The sequence below is a fragment of the Pseudomonas sp. FSL R10-1350 genome (genome assembly GCF_009600525.1).
In the GTDB taxonomy this organism is placed as follows: Bacteria; Pseudomonadota; Gammaproteobacteria; order Pseudomonadales; family Pseudomonadaceae; genus Aquipseudomonas; species Aquipseudomonas helleri.
On record NZ_WIVR01000090.1, the window covers coordinates 1 to 14739 of the forward strand.

Annotated in this window: 13 protein-coding genes and 1 pseudogene; 1 reads left to right on the forward strand and 13 read right to left on the reverse strand. The window is 59.0% G+C overall.

What is annotated here, in order from left to right:
- From GHO25_RS23810 to gcl, 7 genes are all read right to left on the reverse strand, one after another.
- Positions 1 to 1385, reverse strand: a 1385-nt coding sequence (locus tag GHO25_RS23810; protein ID WP_153392812.1) for a DNA topoisomerase III, incomplete at its 3' end; no start/stop codon positions are given.
- A gap of 169 nt (positions 1386 to 1554) precedes the next feature.
- Positions 1555 to 2556, reverse strand: a complete 1002-nt coding sequence (locus tag GHO25_RS23815) for a sulfate ABC transporter substrate-binding protein (protein ID WP_178110208.1) — start codon at positions 2554 to 2556, stop codon at positions 1555 to 1557.
- Positions 2557 to 2649: 93 nt separating this feature from the next.
- Positions 2650 to 3471 (reverse strand): ion transporter, encoded by an 822-nt coding sequence (locus tag GHO25_RS23820; RefSeq protein ID WP_153327815.1) that lies wholly within the window; start codon positions 3469 to 3471, stop codon positions 2650 to 2652.
- 39 nt (positions 3472 to 3510) lie between these two features.
- Positions 3511 to 4401, reverse strand: coding sequence for an urea transporter (locus GHO25_RS23825; protein WP_153392816.1), 891 nt, complete (start codon positions 4399 to 4401; stop codon positions 3511 to 3513).
- A gap of 122 nt (positions 4402 to 4523) precedes the next feature.
- Positions 4524 to 5414, reverse strand: coding sequence for a 2-hydroxy-3-oxopropionate reductase (locus GHO25_RS23830; RefSeq protein ID WP_153392820.1), 891 nt, complete (start codon positions 5412 to 5414; stop codon positions 4524 to 4526).
- 35 nt (positions 5415 to 5449) lie between these two features.
- Positions 5450 to 6232 carry a hydroxypyruvate isomerase gene (gene hyi, locus GHO25_RS23835; RefSeq protein WP_153392823.1) on the reverse strand — a complete coding sequence of 261 codons (783 nt, stop codon included), beginning with the start codon at positions 6230 to 6232 and terminating at the stop codon, positions 5450 to 5452.
- 57 nt (positions 6233 to 6289) lie between these two features.
- The gene (gene gcl / locus GHO25_RS23840; protein ID WP_153392826.1) at positions 6290 to 8065 is read right to left on the reverse strand and encodes a glyoxylate carboligase; all 1776 of its coding nucleotides are present in this window, start codon (positions 8063 to 8065) and stop codon (positions 6290 to 6292) included.
- A gap of 265 nt (positions 8066 to 8330) precedes the next feature.
- On the opposite strand from gcl, the gene GHO25_RS23845 reads away from it, so the two are divergent.
- Positions 8331 to 8771 (forward strand): heme-binding protein, encoded by a 441-nt coding sequence (locus tag GHO25_RS23845; protein ID WP_153392830.1) that lies wholly within the window; start codon positions 8331 to 8333, stop codon positions 8769 to 8771.
- A gap of 93 nt (positions 8772 to 8864) precedes the next feature.
- Here the strand turns inward: GHO25_RS23845 and GHO25_RS23850 are convergent, their stop codons facing one another.
- From GHO25_RS23850 to GHO25_RS23875, 6 genes and pseudogenes are all read right to left on the reverse strand, one after another.
- Positions 8865 to 9473, reverse strand: a complete 609-nt coding sequence (locus GHO25_RS23850) for a TetR/AcrR family transcriptional regulator (RefSeq protein WP_048371308.1) — start codon at positions 9471 to 9473, stop codon at positions 8865 to 8867.
- Between the two features lie 100 nt (positions 9474 to 9573).
- Positions 9574 to 10779, reverse strand: coding sequence for an MFS transporter (locus tag GHO25_RS23855; protein WP_153392833.1), 1206 nt, complete (start codon positions 10777 to 10779; stop codon positions 9574 to 9576).
- 166 nt (positions 10780 to 10945) lie between these two features.
- Positions 10946 to 11731 carry an outer membrane protein OmpK gene (locus tag GHO25_RS23860; protein WP_048371305.1) on the reverse strand — a complete coding sequence of 262 codons (786 nt, stop codon included), beginning with the start codon at positions 11729 to 11731 and terminating at the stop codon, positions 10946 to 10948.
- Positions 11732 to 12055: 324 nt separating this feature from the next.
- The gene (locus tag GHO25_RS23865) at positions 12056 to 12841 is read right to left on the reverse strand and encodes an outer membrane protein OmpK (RefSeq protein ID WP_153392836.1); all 786 of its coding nucleotides are present in this window, start codon (positions 12839 to 12841) and stop codon (positions 12056 to 12058) included.
- Positions 12842 to 12996: 155 nt separating this feature from the next.
- Entirely contained in the window at positions 12997 to 14361 is a 1365-nt protein-coding gene (locus tag GHO25_RS23870) for a nucleobase:cation symporter-2 family protein (protein WP_048371302.1), read from the reverse strand.
- A gap of 80 nt (positions 14362 to 14441) precedes the next feature.
- Positions 14442 to 14739: pseudogene (locus tag GHO25_RS23875) on the reverse strand (hypothetical protein); the annotation flags it as partial.

A 14739-nucleotide genomic window follows, 5' to 3' on the forward strand; every position in this document is an offset into this window, starting at 1 on the left:
GGCAAGGGTTGCGGGACCGGGGCTTCGCGACCTTTGGCCGGGGCCAGTGCTTCGGGCAGGGCGCGCTTCCAGCCGGGTTCGACGATTTGCTTGCCGACGGCCCGCAAGTGCTGGCTCGCGCAGTCGAAATCAGCCTGGGTGCGGTCGTATTCATGGTTGGGTAGAAACTGCGCCAGGTAGCGGGCACGAATCAAGGTGTACACGGCGCGGTGTTTGCCGCTCAGGCGTTCGAGGTTCTTCGCCGCTGCTGTGGGGATGATGCCGTGGTGGGCGCTGACCTTGGCGTCGTTCCAGGCCCGTGAGCGGCGTTGCGGGTCGAGGTGCCCGGCCAGAGGCGCAAGGCTGGGGTCGGCCTGACGCAGGGCAGCCAGTATGGAGGCAGCCTCGCTGTGCTGGCTGAGCGGCAGGTAGCCGCAATCGCTGCGCGGGTAGGTCACGACCTTGTAGGTTTCGTACAGCGCCTGGGCGACGTCGAGGGTTTCTTGCGCGCCGAGGCCGAGTTTTTTTGAACACACTTCTTGCAGGGTGCCGAGGTCGAAGGGCAACGGCGCGACTTCGCGCATGCGCTCGGTGTGCAATTTGCTGACCCGCGCGTGGCTGGCGTTGCTGATGGCGGTGGCAGCCTGTTGCGCGTGGGCCTGGTTGAGGCAGCGGTCCTGATCGTCACAGGTGTCGGGATCGGCTCGCCATTGCGCGGTGAACAGTTGCTCGTCGTGCTTGAGTTGCACATCGATCGCCCAGTACGCCACCGGCACAAAGTCGCTGATGCTGCGATCACGGTCGACCACCAGACGCAGGGTCGGGGTTTGTACCCGGCCTACCGGCAACACCCCCTGATAGCCGGACTTGCGCCCGAGCAGGGTGAACAGGCGGCTCATGTTCATGCCGATCAGCCAGTCGGCCCGCGAGCGGCCCAAGGCCGAGTGATAGAGATTAAAGGTTTCGGCGCCGGGCTTGAGTGCCGCCAGGGCTTTGCGAATGGAGGCGTCGTCCAGTGCGGATAACCACAGGCGCTGGATGGGCCCGCGATAGCGGCAATGCTCGACCAGTTCGCGGGCGATCATTTCGCCTTCGCGGTCGGCGTCGGTGGCAATCACCAGTTCACTGGCTTCACCCAGCAGGCGTTTGACGGCTTTGAACTGGCTGGCGGTTTTGGGCTTGACCCGCATCTTCCATTTTTCCGGGATGATCGGCAGGTCGGCCAGTACCCAGCGCTTGTAGCGCTCGTCATAGGCGTCTGGCGGGGCGGTTTCAAGCAGGTGGCCAATGCACCAGGTGACGGTTGCATTGGCGCCCACCCAGCAGCCATCACCGCGTCGGCTGGCGCCGAGCACGGCCGAAATATCTTTGGCCTGGGAAGGTTTTTCACACAGAAACAGCCGCATAGCTCTACTCATTCATGCATCGCAGAAGAGGTGCAGCATGGGCAGTCATTGGCTGGAGATCAAGCGTTTTTACTGTGTTTTTGTACAGGTGGTGAGGGCGGGCTTGCTTCGCGAGCTTTTAGAACGTCAAAAGATCGCGAGGCAAGTTAGTTCCTAAGCGGGGGTGGGGTTATTGGCCGCTGTAGATCTGATCGAACACGCCGCCATCGCTGAAGTATTTTTTCTGCACTTCACGCCAGTCGCCGAAGGTTTTCTCAACCGACAGGAAGTCGACTTTCGGGAAGCGGTCGTTGTACTTGGCCAGGATCGCCTGGTCGCGTGGGCGCAGGTAGTTTTTGGCAGCAATTTCCTGGCCTTCTGGCGACCACAGGTACTTGAGGTATTCCTCGGCCTCGGCGCGGGTGCCTTTTTTGTCGACGACTTTATCGACCACGGTCACTGGCGGCTCTGCTTCGGCAGAAACGCTTGGGTAGATCACTTCGAACTGGTCACGACCAAACTCGCGGGCAATCATTTCTGCTTCGTTTTCGAAGGTCACCAGCACGTCGCCGATCTGGTTGGTCATGAACGTGGTGGTGGCCGCACGGCCGCCGGTGTCCAGCACAGGCACTTGCTTGAACAGTTTGCCGACAAACTCTCGGGCTTTTGCTTCATCGGCGCCGTGTTTTTGCGCATAGCCCCAGGCCGAGAGGAAGGTGTAGCGGCCGTTACCTGAGGTTTTCGGGTTGGGCACGATCACTTGCACGCCGTCCTTGAGCAGGTCTGGCCAGTCGTTCAGGCCTTTCGGGTTGCCTTTACGGACGATAAATACGGTGGCCGAGGTGAACGGCGCGCTGTTATCCGGCAGGCGGGTGACCCAGTTTTCCGGGACCAGTTGGCCGTTGTCAGCCAGGGCGTTGATGTCGGTGGCCATGTTCATGGTGATCACGTCGGCCGGCAGGCCGTCGATCACTGCGCGTGCTTGTTTGCTCGAGCCGCCGAAGGACATCTGCACAGTCGGCTTTTGGTTCTTCTCTTTTTCCCAGTGCTTTTGGAACGCAGGGTTGTAGTCTTTGTAGAAGTCGCGCATCACGTCGTAAGACACGTTAAGCAACGGTTTGTTGTCGGCGTGGGCCAGGCTGCTGAGTGCAAGGCCTGCGACCAACAAAGAGGCGCTAAAGAGTTTTTTCACTGCGTAGTCCTTGTTATAGGGGGCAAAAGAGGCAATATGCCAGCGACTATAGCGGGTGCTGCATAGTCCTTAAAAGATTAAAAAGCACTTTGTTTATACGTTTTTGACGAATAGCGCATTACCACACCGGGAACAAAAAGACGCCGAGGCCTCGTGCTGGGCTTTTTTGCAGGTGGTGCACGTGTGCTGCAACTGTTCGCCGCGCATGGCGTTGGCCAGTTCGGCGGTAAAAATACCGGTGGGCACGGCGATGATTGAGTAGCCGGTGATCATCACCATGGCCGAGATCACTTGCCCGGGAATGGTCTGCGGGACGATGTCGCCGTAGCCGACGGTGGTCAGGGTCACGATGGCCCAATAGATGCTGACCGGGATGCTGGTAAAGCCGTGATCCGGGCCTTCAACCACGTACATCAAGGTGCCGAACACGGTGACCAGGGTGGATACCCCGACCAGGAACACGATGATTTTCTGTTTGCTGCCGCGCAAGGCTGAGAGCAGGTAATTGGCCTGGCTCAAGTAGGGCAACAGTTTGAGGATCCGGAAGATCCGCAGCATGCGGATGACACGAATAATCAACAGGTACTGCGCGTCGCTGTAATAAATCGCCAGGATCCCCGGCACGATGGCGAGCAGGTCCACCAATCCATAAAAGCTGAACGCGTAGCGCAATGGTTTGGGCGAGCAGTACAGGCGCAGGCCGTATTCGATGGCAAACACAAAGGTGAAGCCCCATTCGATATAGGCCAGCAGGTCGCCGTATTGCAGGTGAATGCTGTTGATGCTGTCGAGGATGACCACCACCAGACTCGCCATGATGATCAGCAGCAGGGTGGTATCGAAACGGCGCCCGGCGGGGGTGTCAGACTGAAACACCATCACGTACAGGCGCTGACGCCAATCCTGATTCTTCATGTAGATCGCTCGATACCCAAAACCCTGAAGATTCGGGTATTAACGTTCGATGCGCAACCTGCTTTGCGCTTCACTGCCAGCCGACTTGCGGCTTAACAGGCGAACACCGCCACCGATAACCCAGCAACTGAGCACAAAGGGCGCGGTTAAAAGAGGCAGACCCAGCGCACTGAAACCCGGCGCCAAGGCCAAGGTTACGACGATGCCCAGCAACGGCTTGCAGATTCGGCTCCCTTGCTGGCTCAAGGCCAATGCTGCCAGCGCCGGGTTGTAGCCAGCCAGCCCGTTTAGTGCGGCGCCGGTGTCCTGTTGGTAGAGGCTCCATAACAGCCCGGCGAGTGAGCCAGTCAGCGCCCACAGGGCCGCCCGCCAGTGGCTCAGGCACAAGCCGATGACAATCAGCAGCCCGGCGACCGGGTGATTTAGCAGCATGACTTGGCTGATCCCCTTGAACAGGGCTTGCAGCAGCGTCCAGGCGTTGAGGGCGTACGGTTCAATGCTGTACTCCGGTGTTCCTTGCAGGGTGAGCAGGACCCAGCCGATGGCGACAAAAGGAGCGGTGTAAATCATCAGGCTATGGGGATGCGTGGCGCGTTTGAGCCATTGATGCACCACCATGCTGCTGATCCCGGCGCTGGCGATGATCAACAGTGGCAGCATGGCTGACCACGGCAGTTGATGGCTCAGCAGCAGCCCCAGCAACACACCGTTGTAGCTGTAGAGCCCGGCCTGACGTTCGGTTTTGGCGTAGCCGCGACGTTGTGCCGTCAGCAAGCCTGCGACTGCACCGAGCAACGCCCCGCCGAGCAACGCAGGTGCGCTGACGACAATGGCCAGCAGGCACAGCACGCCGCAGAGTGGGTGACGTTGCAGGAAGACTTGGCTGAAACCATTGCACAGGGCCGTGGCCCAGTCAGGGCAATGAGTCATGGCGCAATCAACTTTTTTGAGGGTGAGCAGATGCCCCGCAGAAAGTGCAGCAGGTTGCGATCGTTTTAAAAAACTAAAGATCGCAGCCTGCGGCAGCTCCTACGGTGGGTGGACCGCAGAGGTTATTTGTCGCGAATGGAGAAGTTGGCCATGTGTTCCAGGCCTTTGATCAGCGCCGAGTGGTCCCAGTTGCCGCCACCGAGAGCGGCGCAGGTGCTGAACACTTGCTGGGCGTTGGCGGTGTTGGGCAGGTTGATCCCCAGCTCACGGGCGCCAGCCAGCGCCAGGTTGAGGTCTTTCTGGTGCAGGCTAATGCGGAACCCCGGATCGAAGGTGCCTTTGATCATGCGCTCGCCGTGCACTTCAAGGATCTTCGAAGAGGCGAAGCCGCCCATCAAGGCTTCGCGAACCTTGGCCGGGTCCGCGCCGTTTTTGGCGGCAAAGACCAGGGCTTCGGCCACGGCCTGAATGTTCAGGGCGACGATGATCTGGTTGGCCACTTTGGCGGTTTGGCCGTCGCCATTGCCGCCGACCAGGGTGATGTTTTTACCCATGCTTTGCAGCAGGGGCAGGGCACGGGCGAAGGTTTTTTCGTCACCGCCGACCATGATGCTCAGGGTGCCAGCCTTGGCGCCGACTTCACCGCCAGACACCGGGGCGTCGAGGTACTGCGCGCCCTTGGCGTTGATTTTTTCGGCGAAGGCTTTGGTCGCAGTGGGCGAGATCGAACTCATGTCGATCACCACTTTGTTCGGGCTCAGGCCTGCGGCAATCCCGTTTTCACTGAACAGGACTTCGTCGACCTGCGGGGTGTCGGGCACCATGATGATGATGAATTCGGCTTCCTGAGCGACTTCTTTCGGGCTGGCCAGGGCGATGGCGCCAGCCGACAGCAGGTCGCTAGGTGCTGCGCCGCGATGGGTCGACAAGAACAGGCTGTGCCCGGCCTTTTGCAGGTTGCTGGCCATAGGCAAACCCATGATCCCGGTGCCGATAAATCCGATTTTAGCCATGACAAATCCTCTTGTTTTTATTGGATAAACAACTTTTACACCGCGTTATGCGTCTTGAGCCACACCAGCCCGGCTTCGGTGCTGGTCAGCGGCTTGTACTCGCAACCGACCCAGCCCTGATAGCCGATGCTGTCGAGGTGGTCGAACAGGAAGCGGTAGTTGATCTCGCCGGTGCCCGGTTCATGGCGGCCGGGGTTGTCTGCCAGCTGGATGTGGTTGATCTGCGCCAGGTGCGTTTGCATGGTGCGCGCCAGGTCGCCTTCCATGATTTGCATGTGATAGATGTCGTATTGCAGGAACAGGTTGGCGCTGCCGACCTTGTCCTGAATCGCCAGCGCCTGTGCGGTTTTGTTGAGGTAAAAGCCCGGAATGTCGCGGGTATTGATCGCTTCCATCACCAGCTTGATGCCCACCGCTTGCAGTTTGTCGGCGGCGTACTTGAGGTTGCTGATGAAGGTTCTTTCGACGGTGGCGTCGTCTACGCCTTGTGGGCGAATCCCGGCCAGGCAGTTGATTTGCGTGTTGCCCAGTACTTTGGCGTAGGCGATGGCCTTGTCGACGCCTGCGTGGAATTCCTCGACCCGGTCGGGGTGGCAGGCAATCCCGCGCTCGCCCTTGGCCCAATCGCCGGCGGGCAGGTTGAACAGCACCTGGGTCAGTTTGTTGGCATCCAGGTGATGTTTGATTTCTTCAGCGCTGTAGTCGTACGGAAACAGGTATTCAACGCCGTGGAAACCAGCGTTGGCAGCCGCTTGGAAACGGACAAGGAAATCCTGTTCGGTGAACAGCATGGACAGGTTGGCGGCAAAACGCGGCATGGTGAACTCCTGCTTTTTTGTTCCCTCTCCACGCAGGAGAGGGCTAGGGCTTAGGGGTTAATCGAGCATTGAAATGGCGGTCGGTGCATCGTTACCCACCAGCGCCAGATCTTCAAATTCATTGACGGCGTTGATTTCGGTGCCCATCGAGATGTTGGTCACGCGCTCCAGAATAATCTCTACGACCACCGGTACGCGGAACTCTTTGAGCATGTCTTGCGCCTTGCGCAGTGCAGGCTGGATTTGAGCCGGTTCGAATACGCGCAGCGCCTTGCAGCCCAGACCTTCGACCACGGCGACGTGGTCGACGCCGTAGCCATTCAGTTCTGGGGCATTAAGGTTGTCGAAAGACAGCTGCACGCAGTAGTCCATTTCGAATCCACGCTGTGCCTGACGGATCAGGCCAAGGTAGGAGTTGTTCACCACCACGTGGATGTACGGCAGGTTGAACTGCGCGCCCACGGCCAGTTCTTCGATCATGAACTGGAAGTCATAGTCACCCGACAGGGCTACAACGTTGCGGTTCGGGTCGGCCTTGACCACGCCTAGCGCTGCCGGAATAGTCCAGCCCAATGGCCCGGCCTGGCCGCAGTTGATCCAGTGGCGTGGCTTGTAAACGTGCAGGAACTGCGCACCGGCAATCTGCGACAAACCGATGGTGCTGACATAGCAGGTGTCTTTGCCGAACACTTGGTTCATCTCTTCGTACACGCGTTGCGGCTTGACCGGCACGGAGTCGAAGTGAGTCTTGCGGTGCAGGGTTGCTTTGCGTTGTTGGCAGTCTTGCAGCCAGGCGCTGCGGTTTTTCAGCTTGCCGGCGGCTTTCCATTCGCGGGCCACTTCCAGGAACACAGTGAGGGCTGCGCCTGCGTCGGAAACGATGCCCAGGTCCGGGGTGAAAACGCGGCCGATTTGTGTCGGCTCAATGTCCACGTGGATGAATTTACGGCCTTCGGTGTACACCTCGACCGAACCGGTGTGGCGGTTGGCCCAGCGGTTGCCGATGCCCAGTACTACGTCGGATTTGAGCAGGGTGGCGTTGCCGTAGCGGTGCGAGGTTTGTAGGCCGACCATACCGACCATCAGCGGGTGATCGTCGGCAATGCTGCCCCAGCCCATCAAGGTCGGGATCACCGGGATGCCGGTCAACTCGGCGAACTCCACCAGCAACGCGCTGGCGTCGGCGTTGATCACGCCACCGCCGCTGACCAGCAGCGGGCGTTCGGCCTGGTCGAGCATGGCCAAGGCTTTTTCGACCTGTACCCGGGTGGCCGAAGGCTTGGCCAGCGGCAGGGGTTCGTAGGTGTCGATGTCGAATTCGATTTCAGCCATTTGCACATCAAACGGCAGGTCAATCAGCACGGGGCCAGGGCGCCCGGAGCGCATTTCATAAAAGGCTTTCTGGAAGGCGTAAGGCACCTGGCCCGGCTCGAGCACAGTGGTTGCCCACTTGGTCACCGGCTTGACGATGCTGGTGATGTCCACGGCCTGGAAGTCTTCTTTATGCAGACGCGCCCGTGGCGCTTGGCCGGTGATGCACAGAATCGGGATCGAATCGGCAGAGGCGCTGTAAAGGCCGGTCACCATGTCAGTGCCCGCAGGGCCGGAGGTGCCGATGCACACGCCAATATTGCCGGCTTTGGTGCGGGTGTAGCCCTCGGCCATATGCGAGGCGCCTTCCACGTGGCGAGCGAGGACGTGATCGATGCCGCCCACTTTTTGCAAGGCTGAATACAGCGGGTTGATGGCGGCGCCCGGGATACCAAAAGCGGTGTCGACACCTTCACGACGCATCACCAAAACAGCGGCTTCGATTGCTCTCATTTTGCTCATTTGATTGTGCCTCTTACGTTTTATAATTGTATACAAGTGGCTGATGGCTGAGTTTATTCATGGTCCGCCCTGCAGGTCAATGGCTTTTGTTTAATCCATGGCTAGACGGTCGGGAGGCCCTATTTCACGAGGTTTTAGGTTTTTTGGGAATTGTTATCTGAAAAACTGTATACAAATAATCGTATTTTTGTGTTCTATTGCTCTCATTGGTTCTGCCTGAAGCAGGTGGGGCAAGGCTTCCAATAACAAAATAAGGATGGCAACCATGAGTGCTTTAACCTTGAAAGTCGCTTTAACCCTGGCGGCTCAAGCCTTGAACGCGGGTCGCAGCATCAACGCGTCCCCGCTGACGGTCGCGGTACTCGATTCGGGTGGGTATTTGCTGGCGTTGCAGCGTGAGGACGGCGCCAGCTTGTTGCGCCCCAACATTTCGATTGGCAAGGCCTGGGGGGCGATTGCCTTGGGCAAGGGGTCACGTGCACTGGCGCTGGACGCACAGCAGCGCCCGATGTTTTTCGCGGCGCTCAATGGCATGGGCCAAGGCGATATCGTGCCGGTGCCGGGTGGCGTCTTGATCCGCGATGCTCAGGGCAAGGTGCTGGGGGCGATCGGTATCAGTGGTGATACCTCAGACATTGATGAGCAATGCGCCATCAGCGCGATAGAAGGACAAGGGCTGCGCGCGGATGCGGGAGTGGTGGCTTAATCACGTCTTACGGTAGGAGCGAGCTTGCCTCGCGATCTTTTGATCTTTTAAAAGATCGCGAGGCGAGCTCGCTCCTACGGATTTTGGTGTTGCTTATTGGTCCGGCGCACAGCCTTTAAGCACCAGCCGAATAATGGTCTGCGTTGCAGCTTCGTAGTCGCTGTCGTCGAGCTTGGCCTTGCCGGTGATGGCGGAAATTTGCCAGTCGAAGTCGGCGTAGGTCTGGGTCGCGGCCCAGATGCTGAACATCAGGTGGTGCGGGTCGATCGGGGCGATCAGGCCGCGGTCGATCCAGGTCTGGATGCAGGCGATGTTGTGTTTGGCCTGGTCGTTAAGCAGTTCGACCTGTTTTTCACTGAGGTGCGGGGCGCCGTGCATGATTTCGCTGGCGAACACTTTCGAGGCAAACGGCAGTTCGCGGGAAATCAGGATTTTGGAACGGATGTAGTTGCTTAACACCTCGTTCGGCTCGCCATCGGCGTTGAACGGCGTCGACACACGCAGGATCGGCTCGATGATGCTTTCGAGCACTTCGCGGTACAGGTTTTCCTTGGATTTGAAGTAGTAATAGACGTTGGGCTTGGGCACCCCCGCCTTGGCCGCGATGTCGCTGGTTTTGCTGGCGGCAAACCCTTTGTCGGCGAATTCCTCGCTGGCGGCTCGCAAAATCAGTTCTTTGTTGCGCTCGCGGATGCTACTCATAAACCCGGTATTTCCTTGCCTGTTTTGGCGGTCGGGCATGGTAGCACCGTGATTGCAAACGTCTCAAGACAGCTGCTTGCAGGCGGTCGTACGCCAGCCGTCAGGCCAGCGCGTTACCCGGCTGCGAGGTGCTGTTTTGCAACAGCCGATAGCCCGCGATGGCAAACAGCAACATGCCCAAACCGGCGATCAACGACACCCTGAAGCCTGCCGGTGCACCGTAAGCGTCGATCACCCAGCCACCGACCACCGCCCCGAGGGCAACGCCCATGCCCAGGCCGGTGATCATCCAGGTCAGGCCTTCGGTCAGCTTGGCCGGGGCGACGATGTTTTCGACCAGCGCCATGGCGGTGATCAGGGTCGGGGCGAAGAACAGCCCGGCGACAAACATGGCCGCGGCCAGGGTGATGATGCTGTTGGCCCACATCAGCGGCACCATGGTGATTGCGGTGGCCAACGCGCCCAACAAAAACAACCGGGGCAGGGGCATGTTCAATTTGAGGCTGCCAAACACCAGCCCGGCCAGGCATGAACCCAGTGCATACACCGACAGGACGATGCTCGCGGCCGCCGGTTCGCCCTGGTGTTGGGCAAAGGCCACGCTGACCACATCCACGGTGCCGACAATGGTGCCCAGGCCGATCAAGGCCATCATCAGCACCAGAACCGCGCCCTGGCGCAAGACCGTGACGTCATTCTCCAGAGTGCGCGGGTGAACGGGCGGCTCAGTTTTGTGTTGCATGACAAAGGCGGTTACGCCCACTGCCAACAGGATCGCGGCCGCCAGTGGCCCGGCCTGGGGGAACAGGGCCACGCTCAGGCCCACGGAAATGGGCGGGCCGATGATAAAGCAGACTTCGTCCAGCACCGATTCAATCGAGAACGCCGTGTGCAGCTTGGGCGAGCCGCGGTACAGCTCACTCCAGCGGGAGCGGACCATGGCCGGCATGCTGGGCATGCAGCCGGCCAGGGCGGCGCAGACAAACAGCGTCCAGTCGGGCGCGTTCAGGTAGCTGCACAGCAGCAACGCAAGCATGGCGCAGACGCCAACCGCCGCCACGCCGGGCAAGATCCGGCGTTGCCCGTAGCGATCAACCGCGCGAGAAATCTGTGGTGCCAGCAGGGCCATGGCCAGTGCAAAGGTAGCCGCCACCGCGCCCGCCAACCAATACGAGCCGTGCAACTGCGAAAGCATGGTGATGATGCCGATACCTGCCATGGATATGGGCATTCGGGCGATCAGGCCTGCGGCGCAAAACGCTTTGCTGCCGGGGGCGCTGAAAATCTCGCGATAGGGGTTGGCCATACAAGCTCCGTGACGTTGCAGGTAAGAAAGGTGTTTTGACATACATGGCGTATGCAGAAATATACGCATGCGCGGCGTATGTCAAATAAAGGTGGCCAATGAGGGGAGGTTGCTGCTCAGGGAGGAGGGCTTCAGCCACGCGAATGCAGTGGCTGAAGCGGGTGCATCAGAAGTGGTACTTGACCAACAGGCTCGCGGTGTCCTGGTTGGTTTTGAAGGAGCCGCTGTCTTCGATGCCGTACTTGTTTTTCCAGTAGTCGTATTCGATACCGACGTACAGTTGCTTCGCGCTCCAGTTCAACGCCTTGCCCAAGTCATATTTGATCTGTGGGTTGAAGTGCAGGTTGGCGTGGTAGGTGCCGCGCGCGTTCTGATCGTTGTCGACCACCCAGTCCATGTAGCCGTCGATGACCACATCGGAGTTGCCCACGGGCTGGGTCCAGGACCACACCGGGGTGATCTGCCAAACACCACGGCCCGGGCGGTTGCCTTCTGGGTAGCGTTTGTAGAAGTTCAACTGGAAGAAGTCGAAGCCCGGCACATTCAGGTCGAAACCTGGGCCGATCAGGTAGGAGTCTGAATCGCCTTCGCCAAACTCGTACGTGAGGGCCAGCAACACGTCTTTGATGGGGCCAAACTCAAACTTCTGATCGAAGATCTTGCCGAACGACAAGCGCGGCGTGAACTCGCCGTAGTAGGTGTTGGTGCCTAAGTTACTGTCTTCTTTGCCGTTGTAAAAAATACGGTCGACAAACAAAAAGTTATCACCGTATTTCCAGCTGTCGGCGTGTTCGAAGGTCAAGGTCTGTTGGATCTTGGGATTGACCTGGAAGTCCTTGCCATACAAGTACGTCAAGCTGTTGGTTTGCCACTGCAGCAAGTCTTCTGCGGCTGCCGTTGTACCGCCCAGCAGGCTCCCCGCAAGCACCAGGCCGGTCAGAATGCGCTTCATTCGGTTGCTCCAAAAATTAATCAATGCTGCATGAGTAGAACTCGGCGCTCTGTGCGGCACCTTGGTTCTTTTGTTTTAAAACTTGTCTTTGTGGTCAACTTAAAGGCGTTTGAACACCCTGTTTTACGGCAAAGAGACATCGCTCGGCTGTCCGTGGACAGTTGAGTGGCGGGAGACTAATGCAGGCCGTAAACAGTTGAGTTGAACGATAAAGTTGGCTTCAGAGTCAGCTTTAAAACAGCGCCCGTCTTTGAGCGGCCGCGCAGAGTACTGACTCTGGCGTCGGTACTCAAGCGCGCTGTGGTTGCCCGGGCGCAGCAAGGCTTAAAAGTGGACTTTGATCAGGGCGCTGGCGGTGTTTTGGTTGGTGTCCAGACGGCTGCTGCTTTCGATGCCGTACTTGTTTTTCCAGTAGCTGTATTCAAAGCCGACATACAGTTGCTTTTCGCCCAGGTTAAGGGCTTTGCCCAGGTCATATTTGACCTGCGGGTTGAAGTGCAGGTTGGCGTGATACGTGCCGCGTGAGTTCTGGTCATTATCGACCACCCAGTCCATGTGGCCATCGATCAGCACGTTGGAGCGGCCCACTGGAATGGTGTAGGAGAACGACGGTGTGATCTGCCAAACCCCCGTGCCAGGGCGTGGCCCTTCGGTGTGGCGGCGATAAAAGTTGAGGGTGAAGTAGTTAAAGCCGGGCACCGCCAAGTCAAAGCCCGGACCAATGAGGTAGGCCTCGCTGTCGCCTTCGCCGTACTCGTAAGTCATGGCCAGGAGCACGTCTTTAATGGGGCCATATTCGAGTTTTTGGTCGAAGATCTTGCCGAACGACAGGCGTGGGCTGAACTCGCCGTAATAGGTGTGTGGGCCTTTGTTGGGGTCGGCTTTACCGTTGTAGAAAATGCGGTCGACAAACAGGAAGTTGTCGCCGTATTTCCATTTGTCGGCGTGTTCAAAGGTGATCGTTTGCTGGATCGACGGGTTGATCGCGAAGTTCTTGCCGTACAGGTAGGTGAGGCTGTTGGTTTGCCACAAGAACAGATCACCGGCCATGGCCTGACCTGCAGCCAAAAGCCCACCCGCGAGCGTGACGCCCCAGTGTTTGCAGTGCATGGGATGCTTCCTTTTTTATTATTGTGTGTGCCAGAGATTGGCAGGTGGGTGGGAGCGGGCTTGCTCGCGATTCAGGCGCTGCGGTTTTTCAGGTAAACCGTAGCGATTTCATCGCGAGCAAGCCCGCTCCCACACAAACACTCATCCATCGCGCATCAATGCTGATGCACGTGACCGCTCATGGCTGCACGCTCGGCGCCGCCCAGTACGTTGAACAGCAGGTTCAGGGACACGGCGCTGACTGCCGCCATGGCGATGCCGCTGTGGGTGATCGGGCCCATCCAGAGTGGCAAGTGTGCGAAGAACTCGGGGCGCACCACCGGGATCAGGCCCATGCCAATGCTGACGGCCACCAGCAGTTGATTGCGGCGGTCGGCAATGTCGGCTTCCTGGAGGATTTTGATCCCCGTGGCGGCAACCATGCCGAACATCGCAATGGCTGCGCCGCCCAGTACCGCGGGCGGAATCGAGGCCACCAGGAACGCGGCTTTAGGCAACAGACTGAGGGTGATCAGGAAGATCCCGGCCATGATCGTCACCGAGCGGCAACGCACGCCGGTCATTTGCACCAGACCGATGTTCTGGGCGAATGAAGAGTGGGTGAAGGTGTTGAAAAAGCCCGCCAGAAACGAAGCCCCGGCGTCGCACAGCAAGCCGCGACGGAGCATGCGTGGGGTGACTTCCTGGTCGGTGATCTTGCCCAGCGCCAGAAACATCCCGGTGGACTCGACAAAAATGATCACCACCACCAGACACATCGACAGGATCGGTGCCAGATGGAACTCAGGCATGCCGAAGTGCAGCGGCGTGACGATCTGGAACCACGGCGCCAGGCCGATGCCTTGCAAGTTGACCATGCCGATGGCACCACACAGGGCATAGCCCAGTGCCATGCCGATCAGTACCGAAACGTTGACCCAGAAACCGCGCATAAAGCGATTGATGAGCAAAATGGTGCCCAGCACCAGCGCCGCAATAAACAGGTAAATCGGTGAGCCGAATTGCGCTGCTGTGCTGCCGCCTCCCGCCCAATTGACGGCGACCGGGAACAGTGACAGGCCAATGGAGGTAATCACGGTGCCGGTGACCAGCGGCGGGAAGAAGCGCACCACCTTGGACATGAACGGCGCAATGATCATTCCGAAGAAACCGGCGGCAATGGTTGCCCCGAAAATACCGGTCATGCCGATGCCCGGCATCCCGGCCATCGCCACCATGCTGCCAACGGCGGCAAAACTGGCGCCCATCATCACCGGCATGCGAATGCCCATGGGGCCGATGCCCCAAGACTGGACGATGGTTGCCACGCCGGCCACCAGCAGGTCGGCGTTGATCAGAAAGGCGATTTCCTCACGACTCAGCCCCGCTGCCTGGCCGATGATCAGGGGGACGGCGACAGCACCCCCGTACATCAGCAGCACGTGCTGCAGACCGACCAGAATCAATTGCAACAACGGTAGCCGCTGGATGGGTGGTGGTGCGGTTACTGCGGGTATGCGCGGTTCGGTTAAGTCGGACATGCAACACCTCGGTCATTTTTATTGTTGTGAGCTAATGGTGTGGTGGGTGGCCGCCCACGGTTTGCGGCCACCCGTGTGCGTCAGTTGATGTGGGCTCCTGAGTTGACCCAGGCACCGACCAAGTCGCGTTCTTGCTGGGTCATCTGAGTGATGTTGCCCAGCGGCATGATCGGTGTGGCGACGGCTTGCGCTTGAATGCGCGGGGCCATCAGTTGAATTTGTTGCGCGGTGTCAAACATCACCCCGGCCGGAGCCACGCTGAACAGCGGGCTGGTAGGGGAGGCGGAATGGCAAACCGTGCAGCGTTCCTGGATTACTGCGTGGACTTTTTCGAAGTCAACGCCGGCCACCGGGGCGGCGGGAGCGGCAGGTGCGGGC